Raw genomic sequence first — 17,868 nt, 5'->3', positions numbered from 1 at the left:
CGGGCGGGCGGGCGCTTCGCCTGCCGCCGGACCGCCCTCCGGGATGCATGTCCTTTCGGCTGCTCGGCCACCGGCTGGGCGGGCGCGTTCGTTTCGGACGGGGCTGCGGTGCGGGTCGGCGGATCAGTCCAGCGGGTCTGTGCGGCCAAGCCGGGTACATCTGAGAACAGGAGCGCCACCGCGAGCGCGATTCGGCAATTCACCATGAGCACGCTCCTTCCGTCACGAGTCAGCGAGACCGCGACCGAATCACCGGCCACATGCAGCACTACATGCAGCACAAGACGGGCCATTCGATACGCCGATTCAAGCGTTAGAGCGCTCCCCGCCGGGAGTGGATGCCGGTTCGGCGCAAGGGAGCGCGTCAAATCAAAGACCTGAGAGCCGTTATCCGACCCAACCGGGGGCGGGTACGGCTCTAGGAGCCCGTCCGAGTAACGGTTTGATGCGTTGGGACTAAGAGTCCGTTGGGAAAGGGTCATTTCATAGTGATTGACGCGAGAAGCCGAGTTATAGAGGCGAAAAGCATAGCCGCCGCCGAGATGTGAAGCAGCGTATCGTAATCCAGCTTGAGACGGCGCGACACCGTGAGAGCGCCGATGCTTTGCTCAATCCGCCATCGTTTCGGCAGAAGCACAAAGCCCTTCCCAAATTGCGGCCGTACGACCACTTCCACGACACGGCTCGTGCCAGCCTGAACCGCCTCAATGAAACGGGCCTTGTACCCACCGTCCACCACGATTGTCTTGATCCAGGGACAGAGACGAACCAAGCGCTTGACGAGCGGGATCCCGCCCTCTTGATCCTGAACGTTGGCCGGAGTGATCATCACCGCAAGCAGGCGTCCGTCGCTGTCGACCGCCAGATGCCGCTTGCGCCCCAGCACTTGTTTCGCCGCATCGTACCCGCGCTCGCCTTGCGGGGCGTCACACTTCACCGCCTGGGCATCCACAATCGCCAGCGTTGGACTGGCTTCTTTCCCGGACTTCTCACGATCCCTCATCACGAGATGATGGTTGATCCGGTCCATGTGGCCGCCATCGGTGAGCAACCGCCAGTAATCGTAGCAGAGACTGGCGGGCGGCAGATCCTTTGGCATGGCATCCCAGGGAATGCCGTACCGCTGCACGTAGCGGATGCCGTTCATGATGTCCCGAATAGGATAGGTCCGGGGCCGCCCGATCCCCTCCGCGACAGGAAGCAGTGGCTCCAGGGTGAGCCACTCGTCGTTCGTCATATCACTCGGGTATCTCTGGCTGCGACGATCATAGCGCGGCCGATTTGCAGCGGTCCAGACCAAGGAGGGGCCATTCATCCATTCGAGACGAGCAGACATGCTCTATCATCCCGCATTTTCTCTTGGCCACCCTTTCCCAACGGACTCTAAGGTTGAGATCTGGGCGGATGGCTCCTGCGCCACAGGCTCAGCGCGCGGCCTGCGCCAGCTTCAGGAGGTTATGGGCGGTGCAGATCATCGCCCACTCGCCGCGGACCTGATCGAGCCCACGTAGCAGGAACTGTCGGAAGCCTCTGGCCTGCTTGATCTGCCCGAACACCGGCTCGACGACCTGCTTCCTGAGACGGTAACGGCTCCGGCGCCCAGCCCGCTTCAGGCGGACGGCCATCGCGCTCATCAGGGGCATCTTCGTCAGCCTCCGGCGACCTGCTGCATCCGCCTCGCCGTGACGGGCACGGCCCGGAGCGAGATAGGCTGTGATCCGTCGCTCCTGCAGCGCGGCCAGGTTCGCCTCGGTGGCAAAGCCGGCATCTCCGGAGACCTCCCGCGGCTTGCGCCCGAGATGGGTGCAGACGCCGTCGACGAGCGGCACGAGAGCGCGCGAGTCGGCGGGGTTCGTCACGAGCCGATGCGCGACGATCACCTGATGGGCCGCATCAACCGCAATCTGGCCGTTGTAGCCCTGCACGAACCCGTCGCGCGTGGGCAGGATGCGGCTGTCCGGGTCGGTGAAGTTGCGCTGCGCCCGGTCGGGCGGACCGCCGTCCTCGCCCCGCAAGGGCCGACCTTGCCAGCGCATGCCCGACGAGGCCCCCGGCCCGTCCTCGTCCTCCGGATCGGGCGGATCGGCAGCCTCTGCCTCCAACGCGGCCTTGGCGGCGCGGATCGTCTCCAGCCGCCGCTGCTTGTCGGCCATCCAGGCCGGTGTCTCGTCGCCACGATGGTCGGTCCCATGAGCCCGATCCTCCGCCGCGTCGGCCTCGCGCGCTTGATCCAGCCAAGCCTCGACCTCGGCGGCCAGCGTCGACTCGGCCGCCTTCATCCGGCCGTAGCTCATCGCCTTGTGGCGCGAGGCGTTGGCCTTCAGCTTGGTGCCGTCCACCGCCACGTGGGCAAAGCCGACCAGCCCGGCCGCCCGGCACAGCCGCAGCACCTGCACGAACAGGTCCGAGAGCGCCGTCAGATGCCGCTTGCGGAAGTCAGCGATGGTGCGGAAGTCGGGCCGGTTCAGGCCGGTCACGGCCATGAAGTCAACCCGCTCCTCGCAGGCGCGGGCGAGCTGACGCGACGAGTACAGACCGCGGCTGTAGCCGTAGAGGAGCAGGGCCACCATCATGCCGGGATGGTAGGGCGGGTAGCCGCGCTCCTCGGTGTAGGTGTCGAGAATGGCTGAGAGGTCGAGCGCCTCGCGCACCGTATCGCGCACGAAGTGCGCCATGTGCCCGGGCGGCACGAACTCATGCAGCGAGGGTGGCAGCAGCCAGCCCTGATCGACGTCCCAGGAGCGAAACACCTTGGCCATGAGCCGAGTGAATCATCCCAAAGCGCCGCCGTCGAGGTACTTACTCGGACGGGCTCCTAGTTGTTTGGTCGCGGAAGGTTGTTGGGATCAGGTGCGTTGGGCAATTGAGGAGCAGGCCTGGCGCTTCGAGCCCTCACGGCGCTCCTCCTCCAGGAGGGCACGCTGATGCTCGCAATCCATCCCAATGCCCGCACCACCCCGGCCGTGTGCGCCGAGATCGCCCTGGCCGAGACGATCAACGGCCTGTTCAAGGCCGAGGTGATCCAACGGCGCGGGCCGTGGCGCTCCCTGGACGCCGTCGAGTACGCCACCCTGGAGTGGGTCGACTGGTTCAATCACCGCCGCCTGCTCGCACCGATCGGCCATGTGCCTCCCGCCGAGGCCGACGCGCGCTACTATGCCCAGGCCGAGGTGCCAGCCTTGGCCCCCTGACCCAAACCAAAGGGCCTCCGGAAAACCCGGAGCGGTTCACACCAGCGCCGCCTTCCGCCATGGCTTGGACGCGCGCCATCTGCGCTGGGCTGTGGGCAGTGTCTGCAACCAGAAGGTCTATGCGGCGGATGGCCCCATCGGTGCCAATCCGGTCCGGGGCGAGCAGCAGCTCCTCCCGCAGCATCTTGCGGAAGAACCACTTGGCGGCATCGAGATCACGCTGGGCGGTGAGCAGGAAATCGACTGGCTCACCGTGTTTGTCGATAGCCCGGTAGAGATACCGCCACCGGCCGCGGATTCGGATGGAGGTCTCGTCGACGCGCACTGAGCCGCAGTGCGGCTTGCGGAACCTGCGCAGCCGACGCTCGATAGCGGGGGCGTAGGCGAGGACCCAGCGGTTGACGATGGAGTGATCCACCTCCAGGCTCGCGTTCGAGCCGCCTCTCCTCGATGTCGCGGTAGCTCCGTGCATACCGCAGGGATCAGGAGACGGCCTGCACGATGAGCGTGGCCTCGAGGTGCTACATCTTCACCGTTTCTCGTCACCTCGTCTCGGCCCGCACGCACCGGCTCTTCCGAGCCGATGCGTTCAAGACGTGGCGCCACACGGCGGGTGTTGCTGCCTGAAACTGGGCAGGACGGGTCTTCTTGCAGCCGTCTCCGACAACGCGACAACGCCTGAACAATAGCGGATGCGCCACCTACGGATTCAGCTTCGAAGCCTCTATGTGCATCATAGCGCAATCACAGGCCCCGGAAACTCAGGGCTGCCTGCATTCTAGGTCGGACACACCGCATTTAAGAATGCATGCGCCTCCTCTTTTCGCTCGAAAATGTGCGGCGCCAGCCCGCGCTTGCTCAGGGCCTCCTGCATCTTCAGGCGCAGGAAGGCACTCGTCGAGTAGCGCGTCGTGGTCAGATAGTGATGGGTGCAGAGATACTCGATCATCTCCGCGTAGGCGTCGTAGAGGTTCTCGCTGATGCGAAACCCGTCATGGTTGACCACAGAGTTCACGCGCTGGCCCGCTTTCAGGCAAGCCGTCTCCAGCACTTGCCGCAGAGCGTCGATGTCGCTCGTCGAACGCACCTGCCAGCCCTCCAGATTCACGAACAGGAGGTTGCGCTCCGCGTCGTAGCTGACCCGCTCGCTGAGGTTGAGGTTGAGCAGGTCGGCCAAAAGCTCCATCGGCTTGTCCCGGAAGATCCGCTGGTCCATCGGGATCGGGTTCTCGATCACCGGCATGAAATCCATGTGGGCGAGGATGTCACGGCCGATGTCAATTCCGGGCGCTACCTCAATCAGCTCAAGGCCACGTTTCGTCAGGTTGAAGACACAGCGCTCGGTCACATAGAGCACTGGCTGATCGCGCTCCTGTGCGAACGGCCCGCTGAACGTGTTCTGCTCGACAGCCTCGACGAACTTACGCGAGCGGCCCTCCTGCACAATGCGCAGGCGCCCGTCCTCGATCTTCGTGACGAGGCCACCCGCCGTAAACGTGCCGGCGAAGACCACCTTGCGAGCATTCTGCGAGATATTGATGAAGCCGCCGCATCCGTTGAGGCGCCCGCCGAAGCGGCTGGTATTGACATTGCCAGCCCGGTCGCACTCCGCCATGCCGAGGCAGGTCATGTCGAGCCCACCTCCGTCGTAGAAGTCGAACATCTGATTCTGATCGATGATGCAATCGGCGTTCGTTGCCGCGCCAAAGCTCGAGCCCGAGGCCAGCACGCCGCCAACCGCCCCCGCCTCCGTCGTCAGGGTGATGTAGGGGGTGACCTTCTCCTCGGCGGCGATCGAGGAAATGCCCTCGGGTGCACCGACACCGAGATTGACCACGCCGTTCGGCGGAAGCTCGAAGGCGCTGCGGCGTGCAATGATCTTGCGCGAATCGAGCGGCATCTTCGGGATGGCGCCGGCAGGGACCCGGATCTCGCCTGCCAGCGCAGCGTCATGCATCACTCCGTAGTTCATGCGGTGCATCTCGGGCTCGGCCACTACGACGCAGTCGACAAGCATGCCGGGCACGCGCACGTCCTTCGGCTTGATCGAGCCCTGCTCGACGATGCGCTCGACCTGGGCGATGACGATGCCGCCATTGTTGCGCGCAGCCATGGCCTGGGCGAGGTTATCGAGGGTCAATGCCTCCTTGGCCATGCAGATATTGCCCGATGGGTCGGCCGAGGTGCCGCGGATGAAGGCGACGTCGATCTTGGTCGCCGTGTAGAACAGCCACTCCTCGCCATCGACTTCGACGAGCTTGACGATTTCATCCTTGGTTATTGTGTTGACGCGTCCGCCGCCGTGGCGCGGGTCGACGTAGGTCTTGAGGCCGACCTTGGAAAACAAGCCGGGCTGCCCGGCCGCACAGGCGCGGAAGAGCTGCGAGATGACCCCCTGAGGGAGGTTATAGGCCAGGATCTTGTTCTCCTGCGCGGCCTGGGCGACCTTTGGCATGCGCCCGAAATTCGCGCCGATGACCCGACGCAGTAGGCCGTCGTGGTGCAGGCGCCCCGTGCCCAGACCTTTGCTGTCGCCCGCGCCCGCCGTCATGATCAGGGTAAGGCCTCGCGGAGCGCCGCTCTCCACGAAGCGCTTCTCAAGCGCAGCGTGCAGCGCCTCCGGGATGCAGCTCTGAACGAAGCCCGTGGTGGTGACGACGTCGCCGTCGCGGACCAAAGCAATAGCCTCGTCGGCTGAAATAATTTTGCTCTTCGTCATATGGACAGACGGCCGCACAAGACTGGAGCGCCGCGAGCCGCCCAGTCGACGTTTAGAAGAGCACGCCACATCCATTTCTCGCGTCAGAGGTGGCCTGTAAGGTGGGGATGCAGAATAGATCATGTCCCTTCAATTGTAATCTTAGACCTATAGGCAACCTGACAGGTAGCGCGGCGGCATTTCAGTCGCGAATCGCCTCGTACGCCGCCGCGTTGTCCAGCAGGCGCCGTCACGGGAACTGAGTTGCGGTCGCAGAAGCGGCAGGACCGGCCTCACCTCAGGCCGCAGTGGTCGCCTGCCGCCATGCGTCCGCCGCCTCAACCCTGAACAGGCGGAGTATGCGGCGGGAAATCAGGTGACGCTGACCATAGAACGTGTTCTGAACGGCTGCGTGCGTCGAGAGGAACCGCTGAGCTGAGTCCGGCGACTTGAAGCCAGAGTTGGCGCGATCGGCGATCCGTCGCCTCATCGGCCCGATCGAAGAGGTCGCCGAGCAGGAAGGCCGAGACGGTGATCGTCGCCTGGTGCCGGACCGACGCCGCGAGCCGCCGCCTCCTGACGATCCCCGGCCTTGGGCCGATCACCGCGAGCGCGATCGCGGCGGCTGTGCCCGATCCCACCCGGTTCCGGTCCGTCCGCCAGTTTGCAGCGTGGCTCTGCCTCCCGGCTCCCGCCCGTCCGAAACGCCGAAGGTTCACCCCTTGCGGAGACGCCTCATATGGGTCGAGCTCAGGGAGCGTCGTTGCTCAATCGGGAAGCGAGGAGAAACAAGGTGCGTCCGCGCTGATCCTCGCTGATCGGGACAGTGGCGCCCTTGACCGTCAGCTGCCCGGCGATGCGGATGAGAAGCGCGGGCCCCCGGCCGGCAGGAAGGGCATCGGCGTGCTCGCGCACGGCACGAACCCAATCCGCGATCCTGCTGCTGAGGTCGGCGCCGGGCGTCGACACCGATTCGGCACAAGGGAGCGCGTCAGATCATTTTCTTCGATGGTCTGTCCTGCACCGCGCCTCACACGGTCCGTTACATGAGCTTAGCGTTCCAGGTGCGGTGCGGATGTGATTGCGCTGGTCAAAAACGCTTCGGCTCGCCGCCAAGCTTCGTCTGTATCTCCCCGAAAATTGAGGTCGCGAGAGAATAGAACCTCTCCCGTTCTACTGCTTTCAATCCTTACCCATATTTGCATAATCAGCGTGCTGCTTTTCCGGTGCCACAGGGCATTGCCGGCCCCAAGTTGCAGGTCGAGCTTTCTCGATAACCAGAGCACCCCATAGGGCAGCAGGCTCACCCACTGCGCTTGCTTTGCTTCCAGGCCCGTATCGAGCCAGACGCCGACCTCTGAGGACACTGTGACTATGGTGCTTGTGGCAACAGCATCGCACTCTGCAAGTGCATTGATCAGGGCATCCCGCGCAGCTTCGCGCCCGAAAGCCTCATCAGACAAAGTCGCTTGGATCATGGCGGCTCTTCCTTCCCTGAGCCGGGCCCGAGCGCTCCGACCCTCCATTGGCGCTGGTGCGGCCGGCCATCGCGTGAGCGGTCAGCCGTTTGACCAAGGTGTTCTTGCCATTTCGCGCCATCCTGCGGAGGCTGACGGGGGGAGGAGCGGGCATGTCGGGTCTTGGTCTGACGAAAGCTTGCACGATGGGTCCGATCGCCCAGGCCATTGAGGCGGCCGGCGGTTCAGTCTCCCGCGTGTTCCGCCGCGCAGAAGTGCCGCTCAGCCTCATGGACGACCCCGAGCGGCTCATGCTGCTGCGCGACCAGCTTCGGCTCGTTGAGGGCGCCGTTCGGGAAATCGGGGATCCCGCCCTTCTGGCCCGGCTGGCAATACGAGCGGGTATTGACGGGCTCGGCGCTATCAGCCGGCATGTGCGCTCTACCGAGACGCTCGGTGACGCGATCGCCCGAGTGGGGACCGTTACGCCTGCCGTTCTGCAAACCGCGACCTGGACCGGCTTACGATTTCGGGGCGACCGGGCAGTTTACGGCTATGCGGTTACCGAGCGGATCGAGGCAGGACGGCAGACGAACGAGATCTTGGCGCTTGGCTACCTGCTGAGCATCATGCGTCATTTTCTCGGGCAAGATTGGCGGCCGGAGCGCGCAATCGTGACCGGAGCTGTGTTGCCGGACCGCTCCGAGATCGAAAGTGTCTTTGGTTGCGACATTACGCTGGGACCAAATGCTGGCCTTGTGTTTCGGGCCGAGCTTCTTGACACTGGAAACCCGGCGCCGTGTGATCTTCTCGCAGGCGAGGAGCCGGCTGCACCGCTTGCAGAAAATCTCACTGACATTGTCGGGCATCTGGTAAGGCTGAGCTTGTGCGAGGGTCGGCCCTCGATCGACTGGGTCAGCCGCCGGCTTGGTCTTTCCCGCCGCACGTTGCAGCGCCGGCTGGAGGGTGAAGGGACCAGCTTCGCCATGATCCAGCGCGGGATCCTGATGAGTGAGGCCAAGCGGCTGCTTGCGGCGTGCGATCGGCCCATTGGCCGGATTGCTCTCGAACTCGGCTACGCAGATGCGGCCCACTTTAGTCGCGCGTTCCTCGATTGGACGGGAGTGACACCCCGTTACTGGCGTCAGACATCATTGCGAGCACATAAGGATGGCTTTGGCATCTCGGGAATTCGCGCTCAGCAGGCGATAGATGCTGGCACGTCCGATCCCGAGATGCCGCCGGGTTTCCGGAAGGGCGACGCCTCAGGCGCACGCACTTTCGCCAGATCAATCGAGGGAGGCCGGCCCTTTTAGATGCCCTTGGTCGGCTTGCTGGCAATGCCCTCCGGTTGGCGCCCCTGGCGCAGGTTGGTCTCGAACTCGGCGAACACGCCCAGCATGTCGAAGAAGGTCTTTGCGATGGCGGTACCGATGTTGATCGGCTGCTCGGTAGCCTTCAGGGTCGTGTCCCTGGCTCTGAGAGCGCCTACGCGATGTCGTGCAGGTTGCCCATCAAGCGAGCCAGGCGGGCGTCGCTCAAGCAGATCAAGCGAGCGGGGTGGCGGCCGGGCTGGGATGCGATATGGCAGGCCGCCTGCCATGCTGCGGGGTGAGGTGTGATGGATATAGGCAAGCAGATGCTCGTGCTGATGCGCCATGGGCAGAGCCTGGACAACGAACAGGACCTGTTCTCAGGGTGGCGCAACCCGGCCTTGACTGCCCGCGGTGTTGCCGAGGCTCACGCAGCTGGGCGCAAGCTGAAAGAACTCGGCTTTTCCTTCAATCTTGCATTCACCAGCAAGCTCAGGCGCGCTCAGCACACGCTGGCCCTCATGCTTGAGGAACTCGGCCAGCCCACCCTCCCCGTGCATGCAGACACGGCTCTGAACGAGCGTGACTACGGCGCGCTCAGCGGCTTGAACAAGACGGGCGCTCGTTCGCTCTGGGGTGCGGAGCAGGTCCATCTCTGGCGCAAGTCCTACGACGCAGTGCCACCGGGTGGCGAGAGTTTGGCAATGACGGCTGCGCGCGTCGTGCCCTTCTACGAACGCGAGATCGCGCCTTGCGCCCGAGCGGGCAAGCGGGTGCTTGTGGTCGCGCACGGTAACAGCCTGCGTTCTCTGGTTATGCATCTGGATGGACTCGATCCTGAAGAGATAGTCGGGGTGAACATCGCTACGAGCGAGATCCTGATTTACTGCTTGAATAAGCGGGGCCATATCGCCAGTAAAACAGCCATGCCTGCATCATCCATTGCTTAGATAGTTAGTGGTTATTGCAGATCGATATGATCAATAGTCGCTTTCTATGAAATCTGTTTTGATCTATGCCGTGATGCACCGCATATGACGCGCCGACACAGTGCCAGAATCAGCCTCGCCCAGATTAGAAGACAAAAAGACCATGGATTCCTGTACGGCATCCCTCACGACCGGGGCCGCCGCGTCTCTGGAAAACTCGCGAACCCGAGGAATCCGCCGTCATGGACCGGAACCTCACTGAACTCGAGTTCGCTGAACAGAGTACTACCGATTGGGCGGCGCGGTGCCAGCGCCGGGAAGTGGTCGCTGCAGATCTCAAAGCGAAAGGGCTGGCGCGAACCATCAGTTGCAGTCGACGCAGATCCCCTTCGAAATCTCGCAGTTCCGGCGCTGTTGCGGTGTGCGGCACTCGATGGCCCCGTCGTGGCGGGGCTTGCGTCCCGGCTCGGCGGCATGGACCGGCCCTCCACCGAGGTATTGGGGGCGCGCTGCGTTGAGAGCGGGCCACCGCACGTTGTCCGGCCGAGCACTGGCAGCGCGTGCTCGCCAATGCCGAAGCCCGGATGTGGATGAAGGATGTCGGCATGTACGAGAACGAGTGTTGCGCTCGCACGGAATCAGCGGACCATTCCCCAGCGCCGGGTCGTCAACCGCTCAAAGGTCGCGAACACGATGTTCTCGACCACAAGCCCGATCGCGATGACCAGGAGGAGGCCGGCGAAGACGCGATCCGTATAGAGTTCGTTGCGGTTCTGGAAGACATACCAGCCGAGGCCGCCGCGCCCGGACGCCGCGCCGAAGACCAGCTCGGCTGCAATCAGGGTGCGCCATGCGAAGGCCCAGCCGATCTTGAGGCCGGACAGGATGGCCGGCAACGCGGCCGGGATGAGGATCTGCCACACGTAAGCGAGGCCCGTCAGCCCGTAATTGCGTCCCGCCATGCGCAACGTCTCGGGCACGCTCTGGAACCCGGCGAAGGTGTTGAGTGCCAGCGGCCACACCACCGAATGGATCAGGACGAAGATCAGGCTCCCGGAGCCTAAGCCGAACCAGAGCAGCGCCAGCGGCAGCAGCGCGATGGCGGGCAGCGGGTTGAACATTGCCGTCAGCGTCGAGAGCAGGTCACGGCCCGCTTGAGTCGAGACGGCGAGCGTCGTCAGCAGGAAGGCGAGCCCGATGCCGCAGAGATAGCCCTGCGCCAGGACGGTGAGCGAGATCCGGACGCGGTCCAGCAATTCGCCGCTCGCCACGCCCTCGGTCAGAGCCGACAGGGTGGCGAGACAGCCCGGCAGCAGCAGATCGTTGTTCTGCCATCGGGCGAGCCCCTCCCAGGCGAGCGCGAGCGCGGCGATGATCAGGCCCTTGCGCAGAAAGCCCAGTTGCCAGAGCCGTACCCTAAGCGGCAGCGCACGCTCGACCGGAGCTTCGACAAAGGGCGGGAGCGCCCGGTCGTATTCCGGGCGGATCGGAGGCAGGACGTGCTGGGTCATCACAGGGCAGGTCGCGCAGCGGTTTCGGGATCGGCATCGAACAGCCGCCGATGCAGGCGCTGGACCGCCGCCTGGAAGGCGCTGCTGCCGACGCTGGTCAGATCGAATTCGTGGCTGTTGAACTCGCCCCGGACGCGGCCCGGATGGGCCGACAGCAGGGCCACGCGGTTGCCGACCGCCAGCGCCTCCTCGATGGAGTGGGTGACGAAGAGCAGGGTGAAGCGGATCTCGTCCCAGAGCGCCAGCAGCTCCTCCTGCATCTTGCGGCGCGTCAGCGCATCGAGGGCCGCGAAGGGCTCGTCCATCAGCAGCACCTTGGGCTGCATGGCGAGCGCGCGGGCGATGGCGACGCGCTGCTTCATGCCGCCGGAGAGCTGGTGCGGATAGCTGTCGGCGAACCGCGACAGGCCGACCTTGTCGATGGTGTGCCGGGCGCGCGCCTCGGCCTCCCGCCGGCCGAGCGTGCCCGAGGCCCGCAGCGGAAAGGCCACGTTCTGCACCACCGTCTTCCAGGGCGGCAGCTGGTCGAATTCCTGGAAGACCACGATGCGGTCCGGTCCCGGTCCGCGCACCGGCCGGCCATCGAGGATGATCTCGCCCTCGATCGGGGGAATGAAGCCGGCCACGGCCTTGAGCAGGGTGGACTTGCCGCAGCCCGAGGGGCCGAGCAGGACGAAGCGATCGGCCTCGTAGACGTCGATATCGACGCGGTGCGTGGCCCGGATCACACGCTCCGGCGTGCGGTACTCCAGGGAGACGCCCGCGATGCGCAGGAGCGGCGTGGGCATGCTTGCGGCCTGAGGAGCGCGCGCCTCCTCGCCGTAACGGAATCCGGGAACCGGAAGACCTCTCTGCTGCGTCGCGGCAGGAGCGTCGCGCTTGGCCACCAGAGTCATTCGCGGCCTGCCGCTCAACTGCCCGCGGTGATGCGCGGACTGACGAAGAAATAGTCGCCGAGCGTCTTCGGCTCGTTCTTGATTGCGCCCACCCGATGCATGAACTGGCCGAGGCCGAGCGTGTTCTGCGGCTCGATCTTGAATGTCACTTCGGGGTTTTTGATCACCTTGAGCAGGAGATCGCGGTCGATCTTGCTGCCGGTCGCCTTGAGGTAGATATCGGCCGCTTTATCCGGGTTGGCGGTGATGAACTTCGCCGCCTCGGCCAGCGCATCGACGAAGGCCTGATACGTCTTGGGGCTGTCCTTGTAGAATTTTTCCGTCGCGTAGAGCACGGTGGAGGAGGCGGGGCCGCCCTGGACGTCGTAGGAATTGAGGACAATGCGGGCGTTCGGGTTCTCGGCCAGCTCCTGCTCCTGGAAGGGCGGGTTGCCGAAATGGCCGCTGATCTCGGTGCCGCCCTTGATGATGGCGGCGGCCGCCTCCGGATGCGGCACCGCGACGCTGATCTTGTCGAGTTTGGCGAAGTCCTTGTCGCCCCACAGCTTGGCGGAGGCCCATTGCAGGATGCGGGCCTGTACCGACACACCGACCGCGGGCAGTGCGATCCGGTCCTTGTCCGTGAAGTCGGCGATCGACTTCACGTCGGGACGATTGCTGACGAGGTAATAGGGGAAGTTGCCGAGGGAGGCGACGCCCTTGACGTTCTGTCGGCCGCGGGTGCGGTCCCAGAGGGTGAAGAGTGGACCGACCCCGGCACTGGCGATGTCGATGCTGCCGGAGAGCAGTGCGTCGTTGACGGCCGAGCCGCCGGACAACTGGACGTAGTCGACCTTGATGTCGATGCCGGCCGCTTGGCCGTGCTTCTCGATCAGCTTCTGGTCCTCGGTCACGTTCAGGAGCAGGTAGACGATACCGAACTGCTTGGCGATGCGCAGCTGGCCCTCGGCCGCAGCGGCCGGACCGGAGGCGGCCACTGCCAGGCCCAAGCCTCCGAGCAGGGCAGAAGCCTGCCTGCGCGAAAGCAGGTTGCGTCTCTTCGTCATCACTCGCCTCTGATAATCGTCGTCCTGCGGGCCTGAATAGGCCGCGCTCGATGACGGAGAATCTGGCTTTGCGGGTGCGCCACGTCAACGAGAACGTTTTTCCTGGAGCAAGAATGCGGTGAGACAAATGATCTAGGTTCGCCAAAGTCGGGAGAAAAATCTTGTGATATCGACGATGTGCGTTCTTATGGTTTAGGATTTTCCACGATGTGGGGTGTGCCTGGCTGGTTATTCTTCCGATCTATTCGTTTTTAGAACACGTTTCTCTTGACTGCCCGGCAGCCGTCTCGCCATGCTTGCCCTGCCGCGCGGGACGGTGCGGGCGGGATCGGGCACGCCTCTCGAATGCTGGCGTGGGCGCGCTTCCGGTCTTTCAAAGCGAGGTTGCGGATGTCCAAGCCCGAGCGCCAGCTGGCGCTGAACCTGTTCATCTACCCCGGCGGTCATCACGAGGCGGCGTGGCGCTACCGGGAATCCGAGCCACGCCGCGTGCTCGACATCAGCTACTATCAGGAGCTGGCGCGGCGGGCCGAAGCCGCCAAGTTCGATGCGATCTTCTTCGCGGACGGGCCGTCGCTGCCGGAGAACGTCCGCTATTCCTCGCGGGTGCGGTTCGAGCCGGTGACCTGGCTGACCGCGATCGCCGCCGTGACGAGCCGGATCGGACTGATCGGGACCGCCTCCACCACCTACAACGAGCCCTACAATCTCGCGCGGCTCTTCGCGTCGCTCGACCATATCAGCAACGGTCGGGCCGGCTGGAACATCGTCACCACCAGCGATGCCGGCGCGGCGCAGAATTTCGGCCTGCCCGAGCACCCGCCGCATGGCGACCGCTACGACAAGGCGCGCGAGTTCCTCGACGTGGTGACCAAGCTCTGGGACAGCTGGGAGGACGATGCCCTCGTCGCCGATCCCGCGAGCGGCGTCTTCGCCGACGGCGACAAGGTCCACCGCATCGACCACGTCGGCAAGCATTACCGCGTGCGCGGACCGCTCAACGTCTCGCGATCGCCGCAGGGCCGGCCGGTCTACGTGCAGGCCGGCTCGTCGGAGGATGGCCGCTCCTTCGCGGCCCGGCACGCGGAGGCGATCTTCACCGCGCACCAGACGCTCGCCAGCGCGCAGGCCTTCTACGCCGACATCAAGACGCGCGCCGGCGCGCTCGGGCGCCGGCCAGAGCACATCCGCATCCTGCCCGGCATCAGCCCGTTCATCGGCTCGACCCAGGCCGAGGCCGACAGGCTGGAGGAGGAGATCGACGCACTGATCCAGCCGGCCGCCTCGCTGGAGCAGCTCAAGCGCATGCTCGGCGTCGACCTGAGCGGCTACGATCTCGACGGCCCCTTCCCACGCCACGTCATCGACAGGCAGGGCCCGAACGGCGTCGCGAGCCGCTTCCAGCTCGTGATGGACATCGTCGATCGCGAGGCGCCGACCCTTCGCGGGCTGATCAAGCGGCTCGCCGGCGCGCGGGGCCATTGGGTCCTGGCGGGCACGCCCGACCGCATCGCCGACGCGATCCAGACCTGGTTCGAGTCCGGCGCCGCCGACGGGTTCAACGTGATGCCGCCCTGGCTCACCGGCGGCTTCGACATCTTCGTCGCCGAGGTCGTGCCGATCCTGCGCAAGCGCGGTCTGTTCCGCGCGGAGTATGCGGGCACGACGCTGCGCGACCATTACGGGCTGCCGCGGCCGGAGAGCGGCTATGCCGTGGCCCGGCGCCGGAGTGCCTGATCCGGGCGGCGGCTCGACCGTTCGCCCCGCCCAGACACTCGGCCGGTGGCTGATCGCAGGCGGCACCCCCCAGCTCAGCAGCGCAGGGCGGTCGCGATTTCGGGCCTGTTCAAGCACGTGTTCGACTTCGTGGAGCCGGGGCGCTGGTGAGCCGGCCGGTGGCGCTCGCCGTGACCCTGCGGGCTTCCGACGCCACCGCGAGACCCGTGGCCTCGACCTGCACGTCCCGGCCGGCCAGGTGATCGCCGGAATCGGCCGCTCCGGCTGCCGCCAGAGCACTCTGCCGCGCCTCGCTCTATAACCAGCGCACCGGCTGGGTTGGAGACGAACGATGCCGACGACCTCACGTCCCGTGGCCGTGATCGGCGCGGGGTTCAGCGGAACCATGGCGGCCATCCACCTCAGCCGCATCATGCCGGAGCGCCCGGCTAGGGCTCGGCCTCGCGGTGACCGAGGACCTGACGCTGATCGACCAGCACGGGGATGCCCACCATCCGCTCTGGACGCTCGGCCCGCTCCTGCGCGGCACCCTGTGGGAGTGCACGGCCGTGCCGGACATCCGCGGCCAAGCCGCGGACCTGGCGCGGACCGTGGCGGCTCGCCTGAGAGCTGCGCCGGCCGTGCGGAGCTAGGCCCATCCGGAACAGCGCAGCCGGCAGGCGTGAGGTCAGGGGAGCAGCCGAAGGTGGTGTCCGCCCAGCAGCGTGGCGGTCATGCCCGCGACCATCGCCAGCCCGAAGACCCAGCCGGAGAAGGCACCGCCCTGACGAATACTTTTCATCAGACCTCCTCGGCGAAGGAAGTTCTCGTTTCGTCGGCGATCGACGGTGGTGAAAGCCTCATGCGCGGCGAAGGCCGAATGACTGGCGTGATCACGGCACCCGATGTTCTGAATGGAGAACGCGAGCGCTGGCCACGCTTGGTGACCATTCTCAGCCGAATGCCGACCGCGGCATGTCCGCCGGGCCGCGGCGGTTCTGCATCGCCGCGGTTGGGGTGATGCTTTCTGGATGCGGCGTTGGTGGTGGCGGAGCACCCAGCATCGCAGGATTCTCTCGCGAGGCGCCGATCGACAGCGGTTTCTTCTGCATTCGTGCGTTCTTTAAAAAGTACGTTCTCGTTGATCTTTCGGCCCGTTCGCTCGACAATTCCCCCTCATCGTCGCGCCCGGCGACGGCCGGAAGGAGGCCCCGATGCAAGCGGCAGCCGCGCCCCCGCGTCCGAGGGATGGGCGCCACCACCTCGTGGTGGGCGCCACGGCCAGCGCCCTCTGCCTGACCTCGCACCTGCTGCGGCAGAACCCGCGCGCCCAGGTGACGCTGATCGAACGGAAGCCCGACCTCTGCCGCCTCCTGCGCCGGCAGACCTACGCTCCGATCCTGAGGACCGGCGTCGCGGACGGGGAGCGATGGTGGCCGATCGGAGCGGCGGACGGTGCGGAGCCCCGGCTGAGTGCCGCGTTGCGGGAGGCCGCCACGCGCCTTCACGTGGCCGAGGGGACGTGCACGGCGCTTGGCGCGACGGGGCAGGGCGTCGCGGCTCTGCTCGACGACGGCACGACCTACCTCGCGCAGACTGCGACGATCACGGTGGCGGGATCGCCCGCGGCGCACGGGGCGGCATTCACCGCCAAGACCGGCGAAGCCCTGCGCGTGCTGCGCCTCGACCGCGCCGACCTGCCGCTCGGCACCGGCATCGCCTACCTGATTCGCTGGCTGCGGGATGTGGTGCGGGAGGCCGAACTCCGAAACATGCCCTGGACCGAGGCGATCGACGGCGTGCGCCTGCACGCCCCGGAGATCTGGCATCACCTGCCGCCGCGGGCCCGGGCGAGCGTCCTGCGTCATGGGCGCCGGGCGTGGCACGCGCTGACGGCGCGCGCACCGGGGCGTCCGGGGGCCTCGCCGCAGCAGACGGATCATCCGCTCCTGGCGATGGCGCGGACCGGGGCGGGCGGGCGCGAAGACCGGATCTTCACGACCGATCCCGCCGCGCTGATGCCCTATGCGGCCGGGGGGCAGCTTCTCGATCTCGACGTCGCCTGCGCGTGGCTTGCCACCCGCATCCGGGACGGCGGGGTATCGGATCGGCCCGAGTCCGTCCCGCATGCGGCCGCGCGCCCCTGCGCCACCTGGTGAGGGGAGTGGCCGTCAGATCTGGTAGGTGAGGCTGTCGCCCTCGTCCGCCGCCGGCCGGTCGCGCATCTGCGCGAGGGTGAGCGTATCGAGCACGCCCGCGATGCTGTTGCGCACCTCCAGCATCACCAGGCGCACCGCGCAGGCGGCCTCGTCCGCACAATCCTCGCAGGGGCGATAGCCCGTCCGGCTCGCGCAGGGGATCGGAGCCAACGGCCCATCGAGCACGCGGATGGCGTGGCCGACCCGGATCTCCTCGGGGGGCCGTGCCAGGGCATAGCCGCCCCCGGGGCCCTTGCGGCTGTGAACGATCCCGGCGTTGCGCAGTTCGCCCAGGATCGCGTCCAGGAATTTTTTCGGGATGTTGTTGGCCGCGGCGACCTCGGCCACGCCGATGCGGGCGCCGGGCGGCAGCCCCGCGAGATGGACGAGCGCCTTGAGCCCGTACTTTCCCTTGTTGGTGAGCATCCTGGCTCCGCGCGGCCGGGGAGGTAACTTGGTCGATATAATCGCTTGACTTCCCCCGCGCCAGCGCATCAGCACAGCCCGAAGCCGAGCCGCTCCCGCGCGCGGCCGATCGCGTCGAGGCGCGACAGGTCGGCGAGCCAGACCAGGACGAGCGGCGCTTCGATCACGTGCCGCTGGCCGCCCGTCACCGCGGCGAGGCGGCGCTTCGTCTCCGGATGCTCCACTGCGACCACGCTCCAGGTCTGGAGGTTCGAGGAGGCGGCCACTGCGCCGCGGCGATCAGGGTCTCCAGGGTGCCGGCGGGCGGGGGATCGGGCCGGTAGGCGCGCACCGAGCGATGGGCGAGGAGGCCAGGGTGTCGTTCCAGGCGATGGCGAGGTTCGCTCCCGCCGGTCCGTAGCGCTCCGCCAGCGCCGCCGTGCGTGCTCCCGTCCCTGCCATGGCTGCCCTCCATTCATCGGCAGCCTAGCGCGGCAACGGGTCCAGG

Annotated in this window: 17 protein-coding genes and 4 pseudogenes; 8 read left to right on the top strand and 13 right to left on the bottom strand. The window is 66.0% G+C overall.

What is annotated here, in order from left to right:
- Window positions 1-478: 478 nt before the first annotated feature.
- Both MNOD_RS12840 and MNOD_RS12835 read right to left on the bottom strand, forming a co-directional pair.
- Window positions 479-1,336 carry an IS5-like element ISMno12 family transposase gene (locus MNOD_RS12840; RefSeq protein WP_015927380.1) on the bottom strand — a complete coding sequence of 286 codons (858 nt, stop codon included), beginning with the start codon at window positions 1,334-1,336 and terminating at the stop codon, window positions 479-481.
- An 88-nt stretch (window positions 1,337-1,424) separates the two neighbouring features.
- On the bottom strand, window positions 1,425-2,759 hold the full coding sequence (locus tag MNOD_RS12835) for an IS1182-like element ISMno38 family transposase (protein WP_012631034.1): 1,335 nt from the start codon (window positions 2,757-2,759) through the stop codon (window positions 1,425-1,427).
- 219 nt (window positions 2,760-2,978) lie between these two features.
- Here MNOD_RS12835 and MNOD_RS12830 point away from each other — a divergent pair.
- Window positions 2,979-3,191, top strand: a pseudogene (locus MNOD_RS12830) (integrase core domain-containing protein); the annotation flags it as partial.
- A 130-nt stretch (window positions 3,192-3,321) separates the two neighbouring features.
- Here MNOD_RS12830 and MNOD_RS43125 read toward each other — a convergent pair.
- A pseudogene (locus MNOD_RS43125) lies at window positions 3,322-3,712 on the bottom strand (IS6 family transposase); the annotation flags it as partial.
- A 7-nt stretch (window positions 3,713-3,719) separates the two neighbouring features.
- Between MNOD_RS43125 and MNOD_RS49935 the strand changes: the two are divergent.
- Window positions 3,720-3,818: pseudogene (locus tag MNOD_RS49935) on the top strand (IS6 family transposase); the annotation flags it as partial.
- Window positions 3,819-3,969: 151 nt separating this feature from the next.
- Here the strand turns inward: MNOD_RS49935 and MNOD_RS12820 are convergent.
- A complete protein-coding gene (locus MNOD_RS12820; protein ID WP_015929324.1) occupies window positions 3,970-5,910 on the bottom strand; it encodes an acyl CoA:acetate/3-ketoacid CoA transferase in 1,941 nt (646 codons plus the stop codon).
- Window positions 5,911-6,344: 434 nt separating this feature from the next.
- Here MNOD_RS12820 and MNOD_RS43120 point away from each other — a divergent pair.
- Window positions 6,345-6,582 (top strand): annotated as a pseudogene (locus MNOD_RS43120) (transposase); the annotation flags it as partial.
- Between the two features lie 57 nt (window positions 6,583-6,639).
- Here the strand turns inward: MNOD_RS43120 and MNOD_RS12810 are convergent.
- Together MNOD_RS12810 and MNOD_RS43115 are read right to left on the bottom strand one after the other, a co-directional pair.
- Complete coding sequence (locus MNOD_RS12810) at window positions 6,640-6,858, bottom strand: hypothetical protein (protein ID WP_043748612.1); 219 nt, start codon at window positions 6,856-6,858, stop codon at window positions 6,640-6,642.
- Between the two features lie 83 nt (window positions 6,859-6,941).
- Window positions 6,942-7,367 (bottom strand): DUF2380 domain-containing protein, encoded by a 426-nt coding sequence (locus MNOD_RS43115; RefSeq protein ID WP_015929323.1) that lies wholly within the window; start codon window positions 7,365-7,367, stop codon window positions 6,942-6,944.
- 98 nt (window positions 7,368-7,465) lie between these two features.
- Here MNOD_RS43115 and MNOD_RS12805 point away from each other — a divergent pair, with 98 nt between their 5' ends.
- The gene (locus MNOD_RS12805) at window positions 7,466-8,662 is read left to right on the top strand and encodes an AraC family transcriptional regulator (RefSeq protein ID WP_244424783.1); all 1,197 of its coding nucleotides are present in this window, start codon (window positions 7,466-7,468) and stop codon (window positions 8,660-8,662) included.
- Here the strand turns inward: MNOD_RS12805 and MNOD_RS48975 are convergent.
- Window positions 8,659-9,006 carry a recombinase family protein gene (locus MNOD_RS48975; RefSeq protein WP_083786396.1) on the bottom strand — a complete coding sequence of 116 codons (348 nt, stop codon included), beginning with the start codon at window positions 9,004-9,006 and terminating at the stop codon, window positions 8,659-8,661. The genes MNOD_RS12805 and MNOD_RS48975 overlap by 4 nt on opposite strands.
- Here MNOD_RS48975 and MNOD_RS12795 point away from each other — a divergent pair.
- Complete coding sequence (locus tag MNOD_RS12795; protein ID WP_015929321.1) at window positions 8,968-9,609, top strand: 2,3-bisphosphoglycerate-dependent phosphoglycerate mutase; 642 nt, start codon at window positions 8,968-8,970, stop codon at window positions 9,607-9,609. The two genes, MNOD_RS48975 and MNOD_RS12795, sit on opposite strands and share 39 nt — an antisense overlap.
- A gap of 617 nt (window positions 9,610-10,226) precedes the next feature.
- Here MNOD_RS12795 and MNOD_RS12790 read toward each other — a convergent pair.
- From MNOD_RS12790 to MNOD_RS12780, 3 genes are read right to left on the bottom strand one after another with little or no spacing between them, the layout of a single operon-like run.
- Window positions 10,227-11,099 carry an ABC transporter permease gene (locus tag MNOD_RS12790; RefSeq protein WP_015929320.1) on the bottom strand — a complete coding sequence of 291 codons (873 nt, stop codon included), beginning with the start codon at window positions 11,097-11,099 and terminating at the stop codon, window positions 10,227-10,229.
- A complete protein-coding gene (locus MNOD_RS12785; RefSeq protein ID WP_015929319.1) occupies window positions 11,099-11,995 on the bottom strand; it encodes an ABC transporter ATP-binding protein in 897 nt (298 codons plus the stop codon). The genes MNOD_RS12790 and MNOD_RS12785 overlap by 1 nt, the downstream gene beginning before the upstream one ends.
- 14 nt (window positions 11,996-12,009) lie before the next feature.
- Complete coding sequence (locus MNOD_RS12780) at window positions 12,010-13,041, bottom strand: ABC transporter substrate-binding protein (protein WP_015929318.1); 1,032 nt, start codon at window positions 13,039-13,041, stop codon at window positions 12,010-12,012.
- A 390-nt stretch (window positions 13,042-13,431) separates the two neighbouring features.
- On the opposite strand from MNOD_RS12780, the gene MNOD_RS12775 reads away from it, so the two are divergent.
- From MNOD_RS12775 to MNOD_RS12765, 3 genes are all read left to right on the top strand, one after another.
- Window positions 13,432-14,778 (top strand): LLM class flavin-dependent oxidoreductase, encoded by a 1,347-nt coding sequence (locus tag MNOD_RS12775; protein WP_015929317.1) that lies wholly within the window; start codon window positions 13,432-13,434, stop codon window positions 14,776-14,778.
- 446 nt (window positions 14,779-15,224) lie between these two features.
- The gene (locus MNOD_RS12770) at window positions 15,225-15,410 is read left to right on the top strand and encodes a hypothetical protein (RefSeq protein ID WP_015929316.1); all 186 of its coding nucleotides are present in this window, start codon (window positions 15,225-15,227) and stop codon (window positions 15,408-15,410) included.
- A 561-nt stretch (window positions 15,411-15,971) separates the two neighbouring features.
- Window positions 15,972-16,916, top strand: a complete 945-nt coding sequence (locus MNOD_RS12765; RefSeq protein WP_015929314.1) for an FAD/NAD(P)-binding protein — start codon at window positions 15,972-15,974, stop codon at window positions 16,914-16,916.
- Window positions 16,917-16,928: 12 nt separating this feature from the next.
- Here MNOD_RS12765 and MNOD_RS12760 read toward each other — a convergent pair whose 3' ends face one another.
- The 3 genes from MNOD_RS12760 to MNOD_RS12755 form a co-directional block, all read right to left on the bottom strand.
- On the bottom strand, window positions 16,929-17,381 hold the full coding sequence (locus MNOD_RS12760) for an RrF2 family transcriptional regulator (protein WP_015929313.1): 453 nt from the start codon (window positions 17,379-17,381) through the stop codon (window positions 16,929-16,931).
- A 68-nt stretch (window positions 17,382-17,449) separates the two neighbouring features.
- A complete protein-coding gene (locus MNOD_RS50590; protein WP_425277526.1) occupies window positions 17,450-17,647 on the bottom strand; it encodes a nitroreductase family protein in 198 nt (65 codons plus the stop codon).
- Window positions 17,566-17,835 carry a nitroreductase family protein gene (locus MNOD_RS12755; RefSeq protein WP_425277499.1) on the bottom strand — a complete coding sequence of 90 codons (270 nt, stop codon included), beginning with the start codon at window positions 17,833-17,835 and terminating at the stop codon, window positions 17,566-17,568. Before MNOD_RS12755 ends, MNOD_RS50590 begins: the two co-directional genes overlap by 82 nt.
- Between the last annotated feature and the right edge of the window lie 33 nt (window positions 17,836-17,868).

Origin of the sequence: Methylobacterium nodulans ORS 2060 (assembly GCF_000022085.1) — a bacterium.
GTDB lineage: Bacteria > Pseudomonadota > Alphaproteobacteria > Rhizobiales > Beijerinckiaceae > Methylobacterium > Methylobacterium nodulans.
Note: the sequence above shows the minus strand (reverse complement) of the source record. Positions and strands in the feature narration are given on the sequence as shown.